Annotated in this window: 14 protein-coding genes and 1 pseudogene; 5 read left to right on the top strand and 10 right to left on the bottom strand. The window is 38.5% G+C overall.

Translation table 11 applies throughout. The features are described from left to right. Nucleotides 1-64: 64 nt before the first annotated feature. From J671_RS14355 to pheA, 5 genes are all read right to left on the bottom strand, one after another. A complete protein-coding gene (locus J671_RS14355; protein ID WP_031982671.1) occupies nucleotides 65-1,525 on the bottom strand; it encodes an aminoacyl-histidine dipeptidase in 1,461 nt (486 codons plus the stop codon). A 148-nt stretch (nucleotides 1,526-1,673) separates the two neighbouring features. Beyond that, nucleotides 1,674-3,104, bottom strand: coding sequence for a formylglycine-generating enzyme family protein (locus J671_RS14350; protein ID WP_171073053.1), 1,431 nt, complete (start codon nucleotides 3,102-3,104; stop codon nucleotides 1,674-1,676). A 233-nt stretch (nucleotides 3,105-3,337) separates the two neighbouring features. Further along, a complete protein-coding gene (locus J671_RS14345; RefSeq protein ID WP_002049301.1) occupies nucleotides 3,338-3,721 on the bottom strand; it encodes a hypothetical protein in 384 nt (127 codons plus the stop codon). Between the two features lie 127 nt (nucleotides 3,722-3,848). Continuing rightward, nucleotides 3,849-6,095: a bifunctional prephenate dehydrogenase/3-phosphoshikimate 1-carboxyvinyltransferase gene (locus tag J671_RS14340; RefSeq protein ID WP_031982668.1), complete on the bottom strand. Its 2,247-nt coding sequence runs from the start codon at nucleotides 6,093-6,095 to the stop codon at nucleotides 3,849-3,851. A gap of 108 nt (nucleotides 6,096-6,203) precedes the next feature. After that, a complete protein-coding gene (gene pheA, locus J671_RS14335) occupies nucleotides 6,204-7,313 on the bottom strand; it encodes a prephenate dehydratase (RefSeq protein WP_002049199.1) in 1,110 nt (369 codons plus the stop codon). Between the two features lie 185 nt (nucleotides 7,314-7,498). On the opposite strand from pheA, the gene J671_RS14330 reads away from it, so the two are divergent. Further along, nucleotides 7,499-8,443, top strand: coding sequence for an alpha/beta hydrolase (locus tag J671_RS14330; RefSeq protein ID WP_068791253.1), 945 nt, complete (start codon nucleotides 7,499-7,501; stop codon nucleotides 8,441-8,443). A 108-nt stretch (nucleotides 8,444-8,551) separates the two neighbouring features. Then, nucleotides 8,552-9,175 (top strand): hypothetical protein, encoded by a 624-nt coding sequence (locus J671_RS14325; protein ID WP_017393809.1) that lies wholly within the window; start codon nucleotides 8,552-8,554, stop codon nucleotides 9,173-9,175. 50 nt (nucleotides 9,176-9,225) lie between these two features. On the opposite strand, the gene J671_RS14320 is transcribed toward J671_RS14325, so the two are convergent. After that, nucleotides 9,226-10,371 (bottom strand): acyl-CoA dehydrogenase family protein, encoded by a 1,146-nt coding sequence (locus J671_RS14320; protein WP_004707843.1) that lies wholly within the window; start codon nucleotides 10,369-10,371, stop codon nucleotides 9,226-9,228. 159 nt (nucleotides 10,372-10,530) lie between these two features. Continuing rightward, nucleotides 10,531-11,886 carry a dicarboxylate/amino acid:cation symporter gene (locus J671_RS14315; protein WP_031982666.1) on the bottom strand — a complete coding sequence of 452 codons (1,356 nt, stop codon included), beginning with the start codon at nucleotides 11,884-11,886 and terminating at the stop codon, nucleotides 10,531-10,533. 498 nt (nucleotides 11,887-12,384) lie between these two features. On the opposite strand from J671_RS14315, the gene J671_RS14310 reads away from it, so the two are divergent. Then, the gene (locus J671_RS14310) at nucleotides 12,385-13,389 is read left to right on the top strand and encodes a glycosyl transferase family protein (protein WP_031982665.1); all 1,005 of its coding nucleotides are present in this window, start codon (nucleotides 12,385-12,387) and stop codon (nucleotides 13,387-13,389) included. A 211-nt stretch (nucleotides 13,390-13,600) separates the two neighbouring features. Here the strand turns inward: J671_RS14310 and J671_RS14305 are convergent, their stop codons facing one another. Together J671_RS14305 and J671_RS14300 are read right to left on the bottom strand one after the other, a co-directional pair. Then, entirely contained in the window at nucleotides 13,601-13,873 is a 273-nt protein-coding gene (locus J671_RS14305) for a YeaC family protein (RefSeq protein ID WP_002049252.1), read from the bottom strand. Then, nucleotides 13,870-14,778, bottom strand: coding sequence for an NAD(+) kinase (locus tag J671_RS14300; protein ID WP_002049094.1), 909 nt, complete (start codon nucleotides 14,776-14,778; stop codon nucleotides 13,870-13,872). Before J671_RS14300 ends, J671_RS14305 begins: the two co-directional genes overlap by 4 nt. Before the next feature lie 185 nt (nucleotides 14,779-14,963). Here J671_RS14300 and mrcB point away from each other — a divergent pair, with 185 nt between their 5' ends. Next, on the top strand, nucleotides 14,964-17,360 hold the full coding sequence (gene mrcB, locus J671_RS14295; protein ID WP_004707836.1) for a penicillin-binding protein 1B: 2,397 nt from the start codon (nucleotides 14,964-14,966) through the stop codon (nucleotides 17,358-17,360). A 20-nt stretch (nucleotides 17,361-17,380) separates the two neighbouring features. Continuing rightward, the gene (locus J671_RS25125; protein WP_031982663.1) at nucleotides 17,381-17,932 is read left to right on the top strand and encodes a tetratricopeptide repeat protein; all 552 of its coding nucleotides are present in this window, start codon (nucleotides 17,381-17,383) and stop codon (nucleotides 17,930-17,932) included. Nucleotides 17,933-17,957: 25 nt separating this feature from the next. Here the strand turns inward: J671_RS25125 and J671_RS14290 are convergent. Beyond that, nucleotides 17,958-18,857, bottom strand: a pseudogene (locus J671_RS14290) (NUDIX domain-containing protein); the annotation flags it as partial. Nucleotides 18,858-18,928 lie beyond the last annotated feature (71 nt).

The raw sequence follows: 18,928 nt of genomic DNA, 5'->3' as shown, positions 1-18,928 counted from the left end.
GATCATTTTCACGTAAAGGTTAAAGTTTAAGAAGCTCATGATTGAGCTTCTTATTTCTAAAAAACTACTCTACAGATGCCAAAGCCGTTACCAATAGCTTCCAGCATTTCTCTACAGTATCAACTTTGACTCGTTCACCCGGTGCATGCGCACCTTGAATATCCGGTCCAAACGATACCATCTGTAAATCTGGATAATGCTCGGCAATAATCCCACACTCCAAGCCTGCATGAATTACTTTTAGATTTGGCTCAATGTTAAATGCCTTTTGATAGGCTTGTTGCAAGCACTTTAAAGCCGCTGAGTCAGGATTTGGTGTCCAACCCGAAACTAATGGTGTGAGTGCAGAAGCGATATTAAACTGGCTAAAATGGGCCTGAATTTTTTCTGCAAAATCTTGAGCTTCTTGATTTACCATTGAGCGAACCATTAAGACAGCTTTTCCACCTTCTGGATTTAGTTTTACCACCCCAATATTATTTGAAGTTTCAACTACATCTGGTAAAGCTTGACTCATACTTGCAACGCCATAAGGACTTGTTGCTAAAGCTTGTAACCACTCGTTTTGCTGTTGTTGAGTAATCACTTCAGTCACTTCAGCACTATTAGGCTGAATAATTAATTGCAGATTGTCATCAATACCTTGTAGCTGTTTTTTCCATGCTGTTTGATATTCATCGAGTAATTTTTCTAATTTAGGCAATTGGTTAGATGAAATTGCAATAGTCGCTACAGCTTCTCTCGGTAAAGCATTACGCGCCGTGCCACCTGTAAACTCAACAAGATGCCCACCAAGTGAGCCTAAATATTGATTTAAAAAGCGAGCCAAAATAACGTTAGCATTGCCACGTCCTAAATGAATATCTACGCCAGAGTGCCCGCCTTTAAGACCAGCCACCTGAATATTCACAATATTTAAATCTTTAGAAATTGGTTCATAGCTAAGCGGCTGCTCTACCTCAACATCAATACTACCAGCACACCCTAGATACAACTCGCCCCATTCTTCTGTATCAATATTAAATAACCTTTTTCCTTTTAATATACCGGCTTCTAAAAGTCGTGCACCGCTCATACCTGCTTCTTCATCGACTGTTAAAAGAACTTCTATTGGTCCATGAGCAATATCATTTGAATCTAAAACAGCTAAAGCCAAAGCTACTCCTATGCCATTGTCTGCACCTAAAGTAGTGTCTTTGGCAATTAACCAGCCATCCTCAAGAACAGGACGAATCGGGTCTTTAAAGAAATCATGTACTGTGCCAGTGTTAGCTTGTGTAACCATATCTAAGTGGCCTTGAAGAATAACGCCAGATACATGTTCTTTACCCGTAGTTGCATTCTTTCGGATAATTAAATTACCAACTTCATCTACGTAAGTTTCTAAATTTCGACTTTCGGCCCAGTTTTTTAGATACTCACGAAGCTGTTGTTCATGCTTTGAGGGGCGCGGAATCGTACAAAGTGTTTGAAAATGCTGCCAAACAATTTGAGGAGATAAGTTTGAAAAATCAAATGGCACCATATATTTATACTCTCAAAAATATTCTTAATAAACTTAGGTTTATTCAAAGATAAGAATTTATCAGCGCAGTTTTAGCCTTTATTAAAATCGACGCTGATAAATTAAAAATGACTCTAAATGTAGAATAGATTAGATATAAAAATCAAAGTTAAATTTCACGTACCAAACGGAAACCCCACATGATTGAACGGGCTTGTGAAGTTACATAAGCATTACGATAGGCAGTTCGTACGTTATAAGTGTTATATATCCATGCTCCCCCACGTAAAACTGGGAAGTTACACTGTCCATTATTTTCCTCACCCCAACGACGATTTACACTAGGAGCATTTTCATAATTTGCATGCCAGCAATCATCGACCCATTCTCGGGCATTGGCACTCATATCATATAAACCGAAATTGTTTGGTAAAAACTTCCCTACTGGTGACGTAAAAGCATAACCATCTGTACAATTAAATAAACTCCAACCATTAGTTTGTGGTAGTGCTACAACTGTTGTTGGATCTAATACATTTGCATATTTACAAGCTTGGTCAAGATTAAGGTCATCCCCCCAATAATAGGCTGTTGTCGTTCCAGCACGCGCCGCATATTCCCACTCAACTTCTGTTGGTAAACGGTAGGTCTGACCTGTTTTTTTAGATAACCATTTCGCAAATTCTCTTCCATCTTCACGGCGTACACATACAACAGGATCCTGAGGTGTTTGATTCATACCCGAATTATTCGGATTTAAATCATCTCGATACCACATATTGAAGACCCCATTGCGTGTTTCCCAATTACGACACCCCTCGACTTCCCAGCCAGTTTCCTTTTGGAAAGCCTGAAACTCAGCAATTGTTGTTTCATAAGTTGACATTGCGAATGGTTTTTCGACTTGTACTAAATGTTGAGGTAATTCATATGACCGAGATTGAGCAGGTACATTTTGTTGCTCTTGCTCATTTATATTTCCGCCCATTAAAAAACTACCAGCTGGAATAACCGTCATTTCTGGACAAAAGCTATCTGAACAATCTTTAAATTTAGATTTTGCTGCCGTTAATTGATTAATATTGATATTGGTTAATGAAGCTAATTTAATTTCAGGATTCATATTAGGAGGGTTATTTATTTGACGAATTAATAAATTAATTGTTCCTTTCCACTCACTTAACATTTCTCTAAGCATAGCAGGCCGCTCAATACTTACTCCAGTTCCATCATAGTCAGGAGCATTACATCTCGCTCTTAATACTGTCGACTCATCAGTAAGCTGAGCTAGTTTGGGAATAATTTGATTATCAAGAAAAACTCCTAAATTATTTGAACTCGCGATATTGGCTCTTAGTTCTGCCGCTGATTTTTGAGCAATTGTCGCCTCACCAATAACTTTAGAATAGACACTATCACATTGATTTTCTTGCCATACCAAAGTTTGTTTAAGATTCTCCAAGGAAGTAATAGTTCCTTCTAGCAACTTCTGATTTGTTGAGTTTATGGTCGTATCTTTATCATCACTATTACACGCTGATAATAAGGAGATAATCAATATACCAAAGCCTTTTGAATAATTACTGGAAATTATATTCATGTTAATTCTCTGTAAAATAATATAAATAAGAAGAGGAAATTGAGTAGTTCTTTGTTAAAAAGCATTTTTAAATTAATAGAAAATTAGTTCAAAATTCAAACAATATTATTTTTTTGTTTGTTAATTTTTATTAAATAATGTCACTACAAAAATAAATAATTCTTATCAATATTAATAAATAAAAAGGGTGAACAAATATGTTCACCCTTACTTCATAAAATATATTTAATTGATCAAGACTTCCAAACAAATTCGGAGAAACTCTGATCGGCTTTCAAACTATTTTCAACAGCCTGCGCAAGCTGACGAATAATGCTTTGTGTTTCGATTTTCTCAAACCAGTCTTGTTCTTCATCTGGATTGGCAGAGATTTCACACATTAAATGCCCATCGTGGTCCGTTTTCTGGCAAGTAATAGACAACGGCAAAAGATGATTATCAATGCTTACTTCTACTTTTTCATGCTCATGTACAATATGCTGTGCATCGAAACCATAATGCCCCAATTGTTTAAATAATAAGGCCGCTACATATTCTTGAGTGATATGGCATTCATTTGGTGGATGATCAAGCACCCCATGTTCTGGGCAACTGGCAATAAATTGTAATTTTTTCATCCTTTGTCCTAACACTATTATCATTATCTGCACTTAGCATAAGCAATAAACAAACAGCAGCCAAGCCTTTAGCTCGCTGCTGCCGTTGCTATTGTGTTAGCAATTATAAAATGTATTAGGTCAAAAGTTATTGGCTAACTTCAATCGTTAAACCTGCACGATTCGCCAACTCAGTAAATGTTGGGAAACTTGTAGCAACAGTTTCAGTACCATGAATTGTAATCGGACCAGAAGTACGAAGCCCTGCCATACTAAAACTCATAGCAATACGATGGTCATGATGCGATTCGATTTCACCGCCAGCAAAGATTGGTGACCAATCGCCAGATTTGCCTTTTCCTTCGATGATGATGCCATCTTCAGTTGGTGTGCAGTCAATACCCATGATTTTTAAACCATCTGCCATAACTTGAATACGGTCAGATTCTTTCACACGAAGCTCTGCCGCACCTGTGAGTACTGTTTGCCCTTCAGCACAAGCCGCTGCAATAAATAATGCTGGGAATTCATCAATTGCCAAAGGTACTTGATCTTCAGGCATATGAATACCTTTAAGGGTACGTGAACCTTTAATATGAATATCAGCAATAGGTTCGCCACCAGCAATACGTTCATTTTCAACAGTCAGGTCGGCACCCATCTGTTTTAAAATTTCAATTACACCTGTACGTGTTGGGTTAATGCCTACCGCTTCAAGTACAACGTCTGCACCCTCAGTAATTGCAGCACCCACCATAAAGAAAGCAGCAGATGAAATATCAGATGGTACTTGAATATTAGTACCTACTAATTTTCCACCACCAACGAGTGAGATTTTATTACCTTCAGTTTTAACATCATAGCCAAATGCACGAAGCATACGCTCTGTATGATCACGTGTTGGTTCCGGCTCAGTTACCGAAGTTTCACCTTCAGCCCATAAACCAGCAAGTAAAATACCAGACTTCACTTGAGCAGATGCCATAGGTAAATCGTATTGAATACCTTTTAATTGCTGACCACCAGTAATACTTACAGGTGGTGTACCTTTCTCGCCTGTTGTTTGAATTTGCGCACCCATTAAACGTAAGGGTTTAGCAATACGCTCCATTGGACGTTTAGAAAGTGATGCATCACCTGTCATAACAGAATCAAACTTTTGTGCAGAAAGCATACCTGAAAGTAAACGCATGCTTGTACCAGAGTTACCCATATACAATGCACTTGCTGGTGCTTTTAAGCCATGCATACCCACGCCATGAATGGTCACTTCACCATTTTTAGGGCCTTCGATGCTTACACCCATATCACGAAAAGCTTGTAAAGTTGCTAGAGCATCTTCACCTTCTAAGAAGCCAGTTACATGGGTGGTGCCTTCGGCAATAGCACCAAACATAATGGAGCGATGTGACACAGATTTGTCACCCGGTACGGTAAATTTACCTTTAAACGCCTTATTTCCCGGTAAGATACTGAATTGCTGTGTCACCTTATTTTTCTCCATTAAAGGTTTTTTGGCTAACATATGATTGAAATGTTGCCGTGCTGCCTGAGCATGGCCGAGTAAACCCATTAATGCATGAGAATCTTCGTTTTCAATCAATTTTCTAAGTACGGTAAGTTGCTTTTCGAAGCCATCTACAGCATTTAAGATAGCGGTTTTATTGGCAAAGAAAATGTCATGCCACATTTGAGGATCACTTGCTGCAATTCGTGAAAAGTCACGGAAACCACCAGCCGCATAACGGAAAATATCCAAGTTATCTTCACGGTTTGCAAGTTGCTCGACTAGATTAAATGCCATTAAATGCGGTAAATGGCTCGTATGTGCCAAAACCTCATCATGTTTAGCAACATCCATACAAATAACTTCAGCTTTAGCAGCTGACCAAAGTTGAATTAGTTTCTCAACAGCCCATTCTGCACTTGTTGGTAACGGCGTTAAAATCACTTTATGATTTGCAAAGAGATCGACTTTACCTGCATGAACACCCGTGTGTTCACTACCTGCAATAGGATGCCCGGGTACAAAACCCGTTGGTAAATCTTCACCAAATACAGCTTTTGCTGCATCAACCACATTACCTTTTGTACTTCCCACATCGGTTACAATTGTGGTTTCTGACAAATAAGGTTTAATTTGCTCAAGCACTTTTTGTGTAGCACGTACAGGTAAGGCTAAAACAATTAAATCCGCCCCTCTCACGGCCTCTACAGGATCGGAAAATCCTTCTTGTATTAAACCAAGTGATTTTGCATCTTCTAAAGTTTTCTGTGAACGTGTAGATGCCACAATAGTTGTCGCCAACTTTTCTGCAACGATAACGCGAGCCAAACTCGACCCGATGAGTCCTAAACCAATAAATGCAACTTTTTTAAATAGGGGTTGTGACATAACTTCAACTTTATTTTTGCTCAAAGTTATTTAAATCTTTGAGCAATTTGTTTTTTAAGCTTAATGACATATTCCTTTGGATACATGTCATTATTCCAACGTAAGTAATTAAAGAACAGCAGCAGGATAAGAACCTAAAATACGAAGCTCTTTTACCATTGGACGGATATCATTGATTGCAGCAGCAACGTTTTCTTGATCAATATGACCTTCTAAATCGATAAAGAATACATAAGCCCATTTTTCAGGTAATGCTGGACGGGTCTCAATACTCGTTAAGCTAATATTATGTTTTGCAAACGGCGCTAAAATTTCTAATAAAGCACCTGCACGATCATGTGCTGAAATTAATAACGATGTTTTGTCATTACCACTTTGTGGAATTTTTTCACGGCCAATCACTAAGAAACGAGTGGTATTTTCCGGATTATCTTCAATATTGCTATGCAAGATTTCAAGATTATACATACCTGCTGCAATATCAGATGCAATTGCTGCTGAGTGCCATTCGTTGCGAATACGGCGTGCAGCTTCTGCATTTGAGTTTAAGGCAACACGTTCAACACCTGGATAATGCGCGTCTAACCACTGACGGCATTGCGCCAAAGTTTGCTGGTGCGCATAAATCTGTTTAATGCTGTCTTTACGCGTATTTTCAGAAACCAAGAATTGATGATGAATACGCAATTCAACTTCACCAATCACATTTAAATTCGATGTTTTAAAGCAATCTAGTGTGTGGTTCACAATACCTTCAGATGAGTTTTCAACTGGAACTACACCATAATGTGCACTACCCGCTTCTACTTCACGGAACACTTCATCAATAGTTGGTAATGGACGTACAACTGCATCTTTACCAAAATGTTTAAGCACAGCAGATTGCGTAAAAGTACCTTCAGGTCCTAAGAATGCAATGCTTTGCGGAGCTTCTAAAGCAAGGCAAGCAGACATAATTTCACGGAACAGACGCGCCATGGTTACATCAGATAAAGGTCCCTGATTGCGTTCCATAACTTTGCGTAATACTTGTGCTTCACGTTCAGGACGATAAAACAAAGGATTCTCTTCGGAAGCAAATTTAGCTTTAGCAACAGCTTCAGCAAGGCTTGCGCGGCGATTTAATAACTCTTGAATCTGTTGATCTACGCTATCAATATCTTCGCGAATTTGTTCTAAACTAAGAGAAGTCGTTTTGTTTTGATCATCGTTGATCATTGGAATGCAGCCTCAGAAAAATCATCTTTTAAACGAGAGTATAACAATAGTCGGCTTTGATTTGTTAGGCAATATCGGTGTACCGGCTTTTTTCGTTAATCACTCTCAAACCTGTCAATAAGATTACTTTATTTGATAATGATTTTCATTTATTATTTTACTTATAACATTTTCTTAACTTTATTATGCTTAAACCATTTTTCTTTTTATCTTGTAGTTTTCTCTTGGGAACTTTAATAAGTACGCCTGTTTTGGCTCAACCTTCAATAAAAGATCAATCAAAAATCGTTTTTCAAAATAATCAGGCACAATTCCAAATCAAATCTAAAAATACAGGTCATGAATATCTAATTCAAATTTATAAACCGCCTGTGGCCCCACCCCAACATGGTTACCCTGTACTTTATATATTAGATGGAAATGCAACTTTCCCTAGTGCTGCCAATATTGCTCAGTCAATTGGAGCAGGTTCGACTAAATTAGGTTTAGATCCGCTCATGATTGTAGCTGTTGGTTATCCACATCAAAAAACCTTTGATGTGCAAAAGCGTGCTTATGATTACACACCAGAACCTTCTGCCCAATTTCAAGCACACGGTAAATATAAATATGGTGGTGCTGATCAGTTCATTGCCTTTTTAAATAACGAACTCAAACCTGAAATTGCAAAACAGTTTCCGGTTAACAGCCAGCAACAAAGCCTCTATGGGCACTCTTTTGGAGGCTTGTTTGTGCTTTATCATTTTTTTCAAAAGCCAAATGCATTTCAGCGTTACTTCGCTGCAAGTCCTTCTTTGTGGTTTGATCAAGGCATGTTATTTCAACAGTTAGAACATTGGCAAAGTCAAAAACTAAATCATTTCCCTTTACTCATGACCACAGTCGGTACACATGAACAAGGTGGCCCTCTTACTCAACTTAATAATACGCTTAATGAAGCAGACTTTTTTAAAGCTTTAGAAAATAAACGTTCAAACGAATTTAGTTATTGGCATTTTTATAACCCTGCCGAACAACACATTACAAATTTGTATGCGAGCTTACCTAAAGCACTTATGTTTGCTTCTTGTCAAAATTTAGAAAGCTGTAAATCTTTATTTGATGGACCATTAGATCAGCCAGCCAAGTAAAAACATAATTACATTTAAAGCTGATTATTTCGTTGTTCTTAAAGATAGCCCTCTTAATGCATGGATTGGTTATACTGACCCAATATGTCATAACAACAGTAAAATAGAATGAATAAAATTATTGTTTTAAGCCTATTGGGTTTTACAACTTTTAGTTTAACGGCTTGCGGCGGTTGTCCAATAATTGCAGGTTGCAATGGTACTGATAATTCTCCGTACTATATGACGACTGTCAGTAATCAAATTCGTGGTATTCCAATCCCACCTCAAACCAAGCTGACCTATCAATCGCAAAATTTCAGACAGAAATTTGAGCAAACACATGCTTTAAAAGAAAAAAATTTATCAGGCATTGCATTACCAGAAAATACAGCAATCATTTGGGGAGGTATGCCAGTAGATATGTTTATACAATTTTCTAATCCCGAAATGAAAGGCTTCTCGGTCTATCCAGCACGAGGATTTAAAACAGAATTATCAAATGAGTTTTTACATTTATGGAAAAGCTGTGAAAGTGATTTAGACATTAACTTAAAGAATCCAAATGACTGGTCATTTAATCCTGAAAATATGGAAATAACGGGTTGTGGCATCAATCAAAAACGTAGCAAATATACCGAAGACTCTTTTCGTCAAGATGAAGCCGATGCATTTTTAATAAAGATCAATCAGGCCTTACACAAGTTACCCAAGCAACAAGACTATCCTGTCATTTATCGAACTAACAAATAGGTAATATAAAAAAGCCTACTCAAAGGTAGGCTTTTTTTAAAACTATTTAATTAGGCTTTACCAATTAAGCCACGCGCTACGATTTCTTTCATAATTTCATTTGTACCACCGTAAATACGCTGAATACGAGCATCTACAAAGAAACGTGAAATTGGATATTCAGTCATATAACCATAACCACCAAAAAGTTGCAGCAAGTTGTCAGCTACTTTCATTTGCATATCCGTACTAAAACTTTTAAGTGCGGCTGCTGTTTCCACATCTAGCTTACCTTCTTGATATAGAGCAACGTTTCTCTCGTAAAAAGCAGCCGTAGCAAGCTCATCAATTTTTGCTTGAGCTAAAACAAAACGCGTATTTTGGAACTGTGAAATAGGCTGGCCAAATGCATGACGTTCTTTTACATAAGCCGTTGCCAAATCAATTGCACCACGAATAGCGCCAATAGCGGTAGATGCAATGGCTGTACGTTCACGTGGTAACTCTTGCATTAAGTAAGCAAACCCCTGCCCAGCTTGACCGAGTAACTGGTTTTTAGGAACCTTAACATTGTCAAAAAATAGCTCAGAAGTATCTTGAGAATGTAAACCGATTTTGTCGAGGTTGGTACCTTTCTTAAAGCCATCCAAATGTGTATCTGCCAATAATAACGATACCCCTTTCGCACGCGCTTGAGGATCGGTTTTTACTGCAAGCACCACAAGGTCAGCATGTTGACCATTTGAAATAAATGTTTTTGATCCATTTAGTAAATAATGGTCATCTTGTAAAATGGCGCTCGTACGCATTGATTGTAAGTCTGAACCAGCACCCGGTTCAGTCATACCAATTGCCCCAACCACTTCACCAGTTACCATTTTCGGCAACCAATATTGTTTTTGCTCTTCTGTACCAATATGTAAAATATAAGGTGCAGCAATTTCAGAGTGACATGAAATAGCAGTTGATAATGCACAAAAACCAGCTCGAGCAGACTCTTCAACTAACATTAATGAATAGTAAGTTGGAACCCCATAACCGCCATATTCTTCTGGGACATCCACACATAAAAAGCCATTTTCGCCCAGTTGATTCCACACTGAACGCGGCATAATTCCTTCACGTTCCCATTGGTCGTAATGTGGAGCAATATGCTCATTCATAAAACGTTTAAAATTATCACGGAATAATTCTAAATCTGCATCATATGCCAACATAATATTTTCCTTCGGCTTTATTGTTTTATCGAATCTCATTGCTGTGCATGCTAATCATTTTTTTAGTTACTGTCATGGCATAGCTGCTCATTTAAACTGTACTTTTCAGTCAGCCAATAAAAAAGGAAGCTTAGCCTCCTTTTTTATTACGATAAATGATTAGTGAGATGCCTCAGCAATTACACTTTTTTGCTCAAGCATTTTTCTATCTACTTCATCGGGATTATTCAGTGCATCATTTAGTTTATCTTTATCTAATGCACCAACCCATTTCGCAACCACAATCGTTGCTAAAGAGTTACCAACAAGGTTCGTTAAAGCACGAGCTTCTGACATGAAACGGTCAATACCTAAAATCAATGCCAAACCTGCAACTGGTATATGCCCAACAGCAGAAAAAGTTGCAGCCATAACAAAAAAACCAGACCCCGTTACCCCCGCCGCACCTTTAGATGAAATTAAAAGTACCAATAGCAAAGTAATTTGATGCTGGATATCAAGCTGTGTATTCGTTGCCTGAGCAATAAAGATTGCAGCCATGGTCAAATAAATTGAAGTACCATCGAGGTTAAATGAATAACCTGTTGGGATAACTAAACCAACCACAGACTTTTCACAACCTGCGATTTCAAGCTTACGTAGCATACGTGGTAGAACTGACTCAGAAGAAGATGTACCAAGTACAATTAAAAGTTCTTCACGAATCAAACGCACCATTTTAAGAATGCTAAATCCACTCAAACGGCTGATGGTTCCTAATACCAAGAAAATAAATAATAAACAGGTAATGTAGAAACAGAGGATGAGCTGGCCCAACTGTACCAGTGAACCCACACCATATTTACCGATAGTAAACGCCATTGCCCCAAAAGCACCCAGTGGAGCAAGCTTCATGATCATATTTACAATGTTAAAGAACACATGAGCAATTTGATCAATTAACTTTAAAACTGGACGTCCTGCATCACCTAGCTTATGCAGTGCAAAGCCAAATAGAATGGCAAAAAGAAGGACCTGTAAGATTTCACCATTTGCAAATGCACCCACTACTGTATCTGGGATGATATGCATTAAGAAATCAACGGTAGATTGTGATTCACCAGAAGTGACGTATTTTTGGATACCTGAAGTGTCCAGAGTCGCAGGATCAATATTCATTCCTACGCCTGGCTTTGCAATGTTAATCACCACAAGGCCAATCAGAAGTGCGATTGTTGAAACGATCTCGAAGTATAACAACGCAACACCGCCAGTTTTACCCACTGACTTCATACTTTCCATACCAGCGATACCACTGACCACTGTACAGAAAATAACAGGTGCGATGATCATTTTAATCAAACGAATAAAAGCATCACCTAATGGCTTGAGTTGCTCACCTAAACCTGGAATATGGTGTTCAACACCATTCACTATTTGCGTTGTACTTGGTGAGAAATGCCCAACCAGAACACCCGCAATAATCGCAATAATCACTTGAAAATAAAGTGATTTATAAATCGGTTTTTTAGCCATAACTTTACTTCAATCTATATTTCCAAGTCCGTTGGAAATATCAAAATGAAACGTCTATTCTTTACGAATACACAGCCCTAACCTTTCACATAAACACCGCAAAAGGGAAACGGTTTTTTGGGAACAAAAAACCTTCCTACTACCTCAATGAAAACGAAATACAGTTTTCTAAAACAGGAGAATACCTGAAGTTTCCAACCACTTTGAGTAGCCAGAAATAACCTCTTACTTTTCCAATAAAAAGCTGAAGATATAGGAGAATCACATAAAATTATGATATGAGTGCTCAAAAAAGCACGTGAAAGTTTACTCGAATTGAATAGCAATTCGGTTAAAATTTTGGCTAATACGCACAAAAAACACTCATGCAGCCTTAAGACTTTAGTATGAGAAACACTTTTGATATTTTTTCAGCAGTTTTTTATGTCATATTGAAAAGTCCTTGTAGACATTTCATTTTGAGCTGTCTCCCCCTTATTTTTACTGTTTTGAATTGCCATGAATACTAAACGTAATATCTATAAAGATGCTGAACATCCCTTTGCTCAATATGTCCGTATTTTAGGTAAGGGGAAAACCGGCTCTCGCTCACTAAGTTATGAAGAGGCCTATCAGGCTTTTACCATGATTTTAAAAGGTGAAGTTCTTGATGTTCAGTTGGGTGCTTTTTTAATGCTGCTACGTGTTAAAGAAGAGTCCATTGATGAGCTTGCAGGCTTTGTACAAGCCACCAAAGACCAACTTAATTTTCAACCTTTAGATGTGGACTTGGACTGGTCATCTTATGCAGGCAAGCGGAAACATTACCCTTGGTTTTTATTAGCGGCTCTTAACCTTGCTCACCACGGCTATAAAATCGTCATGCATGGCGCTTCTGGACATACGATTAACCGGGTCTATACCGAACAAGTTTTGCAATATTTAGATTATAAAATTTGCCATTCTGAACAAGAGGTCCGCACCCAATTGGCCGAACAGAATTTTGCTTACTTACCGCTAGATGTGATTTCACCTGTTTTAAGCGATTTAATTTCTTTGAGAAATGTGATGGGCTTACGCTCACCTATTCACACTTTGGCTCGTCTCATTAACCCATTTAATGCGAAAGCCACCTTACAAGCGATATTCCATCCAGCGTATAGAACCTCTCATCAGCATAGTGCGCTTCGCTTAGGCTATCAAAATAGTGCCGTCATTAAAGGTGAAGGCGGTGAATTTGAACGAAACCCCGATGCTAAAACTCTCATTTGCGGTATTAAAAATGGTGAACTCTATGAGCATGAGTTGCCAAAGCTTACGCCTGAACGTAGTCCAATTGAAGAAGAGTTAGACTTAGCAACCTTTAAAGCGGTCTGGCTTGGAAAGCAAAATCATGAATATGGGGAAATGGCCGTAACAGAAACTATGGGTATTGCTTTATATACCATGGGCATTGTTTCTAGTTTTGAGGAAGCAATGCAAAAAGCAAAAGTGTTATGGGAAACACGTAATTCAAGCCAATAAAACTGATATAAGACCATACAGCCTTCTATAGCATGTTTTTCTTATATTGCTACATATAGGCAATACTTACTTTTCAAAGATGAAAAGTAACAAAAATCTTTTGTTGAGCAAACAGTACTTCCATGTACTGTTGCTCAACTGGCGACATCCATGTCGCCAACGCGATAGCAAATGCTAACTAGGATTTATTCTTTTGTTTTAAAATACGGTTTTAAACAAAACGAATCGGTTTAAATTCAGGCTCATGCTTGTGATGATCATCTTCACAAACCTCACCCTCTTCTTTTGTACCACGGTCAATATAACCGCTACGCTGTTCTTCTGGTAAGTTCTTTAACTCCCAAGCAATCACGGCTTGCATACATGTTTCGCGCTGCTCTTTCGTTAAAACAATACCATTTGGCCATTTACCAATTTCTACTGCTGTTTTTAAACGCTCTACAATTTCAGGGTTTAAAACAGATAGCATTTGTTCAATATTCATGATTCATCTCTTTGAAAAGATTCAAAATCTTGGTTCCAACCCAGTTTGGTACGACAAGCCATATAGAAATCATAACCTGGTGGGTGTAATAAACTTAATTTAAATGGATGTTTGCGGATGTGCAAACTGTCACCAACATTGAGCGATACACTATGTTGCCCATCTGCACTCACCATCGGTAATACCCGATTTTCGCGAATGACGATTTTAATTTCACTTTGCCCACCAACTACGATCGGGCGTGAAGATAATGTATGGGGGTGCATAGGGACTAATGCAATAGCATCCATACTCGGATGTAAAATTGGACCACCACCTGACAATGCATAAGCAGTTGATCCTGTCGGGGTCGAAACAATTAAACCATCACTATGCTGACGGTAAACATATTGACCATCAATATTAAGTTCAAAGTCGATCATATGTACCGACTTACCTGAGTGTAGTACAACGTCATTTAAAGCAATTGCATCATAAATGACTTCACCATTGGTCCGTACTTCCATTTCAAGCAAGAAACGGCGATCAAGTTGGAAATGACCTTGTAATACCTGATCAAGTTTAAAAATAGCTTCCGCAGGCTTAATATCAGTTAAAAATCCTAAACGCCCACGGTTAATACCAATGACAGGTGTATTGTAGCGAACTAAAGCTCTAGCTGCATGAAGTAAAGAACCATCACCACCTACTACAATCACCAGATCAGCAACTTCACCTAATAAGTGACGACTAACAACTTGTGCATGATCATAGGGCACTAATTCGGCAGTTTCCTGATCAAAAATGGGGTTTAGGCCTAAACTTAGCAAATGGTCATGAATTAAACATAGTGTTTCTACAACTGATGATTTATCCGGTCGACCAATTAACCCGACGTTTCTGAAGGACTTATGTGAAATTTGCACGAATGAGTAAGCTCCGCTGCGATTCTACGCTATCATAACATTAACCTGATTAATTTAAAAAAACATAACAACAAGATGCTGTAAAATTCAATCTAAGTTTTCCATTTATTCACAGTTTTATCATTGCAAATTGATGACAAGCTATCGCATCATTAACGTATTGTTTAGGGTTTTATCTCATTTATATGAAGTTTGAACGTGGTATCGGTTTCTTCGCGCTAATTTTTTCCATATTGGTGATTGGTGCTTTTATTGCTCTTAGTATCTATCTGATTCGTTTAGATAATATTATCCGTGAAAAATTTGAAGGACAGCGCTGGGACATTCCTGCCAAAGTGTTCGCTCGGCCTCTGGAAATTTATAATAATGCACCCATTACTCAAGCAAATTTTACCCAAGAATTAAAATTATTAGGTTACAAAACTTCAAGTAATTATGACAAGTCTGGAACCTTCGTTGCTCAAGGTAGCAACATGTATGTACATACACGCGGTTTTGACTATGGTGATAGCGTAGAACCGGAACAAGTTTTAGAACTTAGCTTTACAAATGACCAAGTTGCAGAGGTACGCAGTACAAAACCTTCTTCAACAGGTGTGGCTCGTTTAGAACCTTTACTGATTGGTGGGATCTATCCTCAGCATAATGAAGACCGTGTTCTGATCAAACTCAATAATGTTCCTAAACCACTCATTGAAGCTTTAATTTCTACAGAAGACCGTAATTTCTACCATCACCACGGTATTTCAATTCGTGGTACAGCACGTGCTTTAGTAAGTAATGTCACTGGAGGACGTCGCCAAGGTGGTTCAACCCTGACACAACAGTTAGTCAAAAATTTCTATCTAACCCCTGAACGTACATTAAAGCGTAAAGTTAATGAAGCATTAATGGCTTTACTTATTGAGCTTCATTACAGCAAAGATGAAATTTTAGAAGCTTATTTAAATGAAGTAAATTTAGGCCAAAATGGTAACTATTCAATTAATGGTTATGGCTTGGCTTCGCAGTTTTATTTTGGTTTACCACTTCGTGAACTTAATGTCGCGCAACAAGCTTATTTAGTCGGTTTAGTTCAAGGGCCATCTTTATATAACCCTTGGAAAAACCCTGAAGGAGCAAAAAATCGTCGCGATACAGTATTGAATAACATGCGTGTAATGGGTTATTTAACTCAAGCCGAATATGAAACTGAAATTGCACGTCCTTTAGGTGTTCTCAGCAAGCCAAGCTTAGGTCCTGCAAAATTCCCTGATTTCCTAGATATTGTGCGCCGTCAGTTACGTACCGAATATCAGGAAAGCGATTTAACTAATCAAGGATTACGTATTTTTACGACCTTGGACCCAATTGCACAAACTCAGGTTCAAGATGCATTTAAAGCATCTGTAGAACGTCTGACTCAAAGTAACCCTGCCCGCTTGAAAAACTTGCAAGGTGCGGTACTGATTGCACATCCTGAAAACGGTGAGTTGATTGCAGCCGTTGGCTCAACTCAAGATTTTACTGGCTTTAACCGTGCTTTAGATGCAAAACGTCAAGTCGGTTCTTTATTGAAGCCAGTGATTTATTTAAGTGCAATTGAGTCTGGACGTTATAACTGGGCAAGTAAGATCGAAGATGCTCCTATTAGCATTCCGGTAGATGGCGGTAAAAGTTGGACACCGAAAAACTATAGTGGCGGTGGTCATGGCGTTGTAAGTTTAAGTGAAGCCTTAGCAAACTCTTACAATCTATCTGCAGTTCGTCTAGGTCAAGAATTTGGGTTATCTACATTTACCAACAACTTAAGAAAATTTGGTGTTGAATCACCAATTCCAGCCTACCCATCTATTTTCCTTGGTGCAGTTAATATGTCACCAATGGAAGTACTCGGTATTTATGAAAACTTCGCTACAGGTGGCTTCAAATATCCAACTCGTGCGATTCGTTCTGTGGTAGATGCAAATGGCCGTTTACTTGATCGTTATGGTTTAAACGTACAACAAACCATTGACCCTTCGGTTGGCTATATCATGAACTATGGCCTACAACAGGTCATGTCATCAGGTACGGGCCGCGCAGCGTATAACAGCTTACCTCCTACTTTAAAATTGGCTGGTAAATCAGGTACAACTAACGATACACGTGACTCATGGTTTGCTGGTTATTCGGGGAACCATGTCGCTGTAGTATGGTTAGGTCTAGATGACAACAAAGTAACTGGCTTAACAGGTTCATCTGGTGCATTACCAGTGTGGATTAATGTGATGAAACAATTACGTCAAACACCAGTAAATCTACGTCAGCCAGACACGGTACAGTGGCAATGGATTGACCATGCAACAGGTGATTTATCAGCACAAGCTTGTGCTGGCGCGATGTATATCCCTATGCTGACACATACGGTTCCGCATCGTGCTACGCCATGTGGAGCACCGTATTATCAAGTTGATCCAACATACGCACCACAAAGTGATAACACAGCACCAGCTTCTCAACCGGATAATAGCGATAGCTATATTCGTGAGAGTGAAAGCCAGATGGAACAAGATCTGTCGAATAACACACGAGTGATTTCTAGTGGTAGTTATAACAACTAAGCATTAACAGGAAACAGGATATGTTAAAGAAAGGTGTTTTTTATATTGGTGCTGTACTTATGGTCGGCTGTACAACTTTACCAGATCATTCAGCTCCAAAAGACAAAACACCACCTGTTACTGAAAAAAAGAATGCTGAGACACCATCTGGTGTAAAAATTACACCCTATGATCATCCAAATATTCAACGTAAAAGTTTACAGGTGATTGTTCCTCAGCAGAAAAAGCCCCAACGCTTTAATGATGATGGAAGCCAGTTACCAGCTTTTAAAACTTTAATGCAAAAAACTGAGCAAGCTTACAAAAACCAGCAATGGTCAGATGCAGAGCGCTACGCCCTTCAAGCCCAGCGTTTAGCTCCACAGGCTGCCGAGACTTATTTATTTCTTGCACTGACTGCAAATCATAAACAGCAATATGCTAATGCTGAGTCTCTTGCAAGACGTGGTTTAAGCTTTGCTCAGAGCCAAGCGATGAAAAAACAGCTTTGGCTAACCATTTTAAAAGCGGGTCAACAACGTAATAACCCAAAAACTGTTCAGGAAGCTCAGCAAGCATTAAAAGCGCTCTAGTTTTTAATGTTTTTATGTTTTTTAAAAAATTACAAATCCCAGCCAAGCCATACGCACCATATTGCTGTGCTGTGGCTAAATCATCAGGACTCATGCCCCCTAAAGCAAAGACGGGAATCTGGCATTTGTCAATTAAGTCAGCAAAACGATCCCACCCTAATGCGATAGCGTCAGGATGGGTCTCTGTTACTTTGACAGGGCTTACAAAAACAGCATCACAACCAATTTGCTGAGCATGCTGTAAAGAAACCGCATCGTGGCAAGCAGCAATAAAACGTACTCCCACTTCTAAGTCGCCTTTATGCAAACTCATTAATTGAGACTGTTTAAGATGTACTGTTCTTATACGGCTTTTTAAATCAGGTTTTAGTTTGTGCCAAGTATCGACATTCACGATTAATTTTGAAAGCTGATTTGTATCTAAAAGAGCTAATTTTTCTAGATCATCCTCACTAACATTATCTTTTTCACTGCGCCAATACACTAAAATTTCATCATTTTCGGGTAGTGTGAGCGTAGCGCTAATTTTAATAAAATGTGGCCAATACAATCTTTTAATAATATCTTTATTGGCTTTCGGGAAGTTTAAGTTAACTAGCTGATCACGCGTATACCATGTCCAAGGCTGATGAATAAGATTTAATAATTCATCAGGTACATAGCTATGGAACAAATGAAGGTTGACGATAATGTCATCATATTCATGGTGAATATAATCAAACTGATGCCAATCTTTTAAACCAATACCGACTTCTTCATAAATTTCACGGCGGCATGCTTCTTCAGGCGTTTCACCCTGCTCAACCTTTCCTCCTGGAAACTCATGCTTTCCACCTTGATGCTGCTGTTCACCACGCCATCCAACTAATATTTTTCCGCGATGAATTAAGATAGCTATTGCGACATCGACTATCGGTTTAGGCATTTTTCTACTCACTCAAATTTTTCCCAAGTGTAAGCAAATTTTATCAATTTATAAATTCTTTAAAATCTCAT

Source organism: Acinetobacter sp. 1130196, from assembly GCF_000588095.1.
Taxonomy (GTDB): Bacteria; Pseudomonadota; Gammaproteobacteria; order Pseudomonadales; family Moraxellaceae; genus Acinetobacter; species Acinetobacter nosocomialis.
The sequence above is the reverse complement of the archived record's forward strand: the minus strand, read 5'-3'. Positions and strand labels throughout refer to the sequence as shown.

Coding starts and splice junctions, on each gene's coding strand:
- J671_RS14310 (WP_031982665.1), top strand. CDS start 12,385: ATGAATACTAAACGTAATATCTATAAAGATGCTGAACATCCCTTTGCT.
- mrcB (WP_004707836.1), top strand. CDS start 14,964: ATGAAGTTTGAACGTGGTATCGGTTTCTTCGCGCTAATTTTTTCCATA.
- J671_RS14330 (WP_068791253.1), top strand. CDS start 7,499: ATGCTTAAACCATTTTTCTTTTTATCTTGTAGTTTTCTCTTGGGAACT.
- pheA (WP_002049199.1), bottom strand. CDS start 7,313: ATGATCAACGATGATCAAAACAAAACGACTTCTCTTAGTTTAGAACAA.
- J671_RS14340 (WP_031982668.1), bottom strand. CDS start 6,095: ATGTCACAACCCCTATTTAAAAAAGTTGCATTTATTGGTTTAGGACTC.
- J671_RS25125 (WP_031982663.1), top strand. CDS start 17,381: ATGTTAAAGAAAGGTGTTTTTTATATTGGTGCTGTACTTATGGTCGGC.
- J671_RS14325 (WP_017393809.1), top strand. CDS start 8,552: ATGAATAAAATTATTGTTTTAAGCCTATTGGGTTTTACAACTTTTAGT.
- J671_RS14355 (WP_031982671.1), bottom strand. CDS start 1,525: ATGGTGCCATTTGATTTTTCAAACTTATCTCCTCAAATTGTTTGGCAG.
- J671_RS14345 (WP_002049301.1), bottom strand. CDS start 3,721: ATGAAAAAATTACAATTTATTGCCAGTTGCCCAGAACATGGGGTGCTT.
- J671_RS14315 (WP_031982666.1), bottom strand. CDS start 11,886: ATGGCTAAAAAACCGATTTATAAATCACTTTATTTTCAAGTGATTATT.
- J671_RS14320 (WP_004707843.1), bottom strand. CDS start 10,371: ATGTTGGCATATGATGCAGATTTAGAATTATTCCGTGATAATTTTAAA.
- J671_RS14305 (WP_002049252.1), bottom strand. CDS start 13,873: ATGAATATTGAACAAATGCTATCTGTTTTAAACCCTGAAATTGTAGAG.
- J671_RS14350 (WP_171073053.1), bottom strand. CDS start 3,104: ATGAATATAATTTCCAGTAATTATTCAAAAGGCTTTGGTATATTGATT.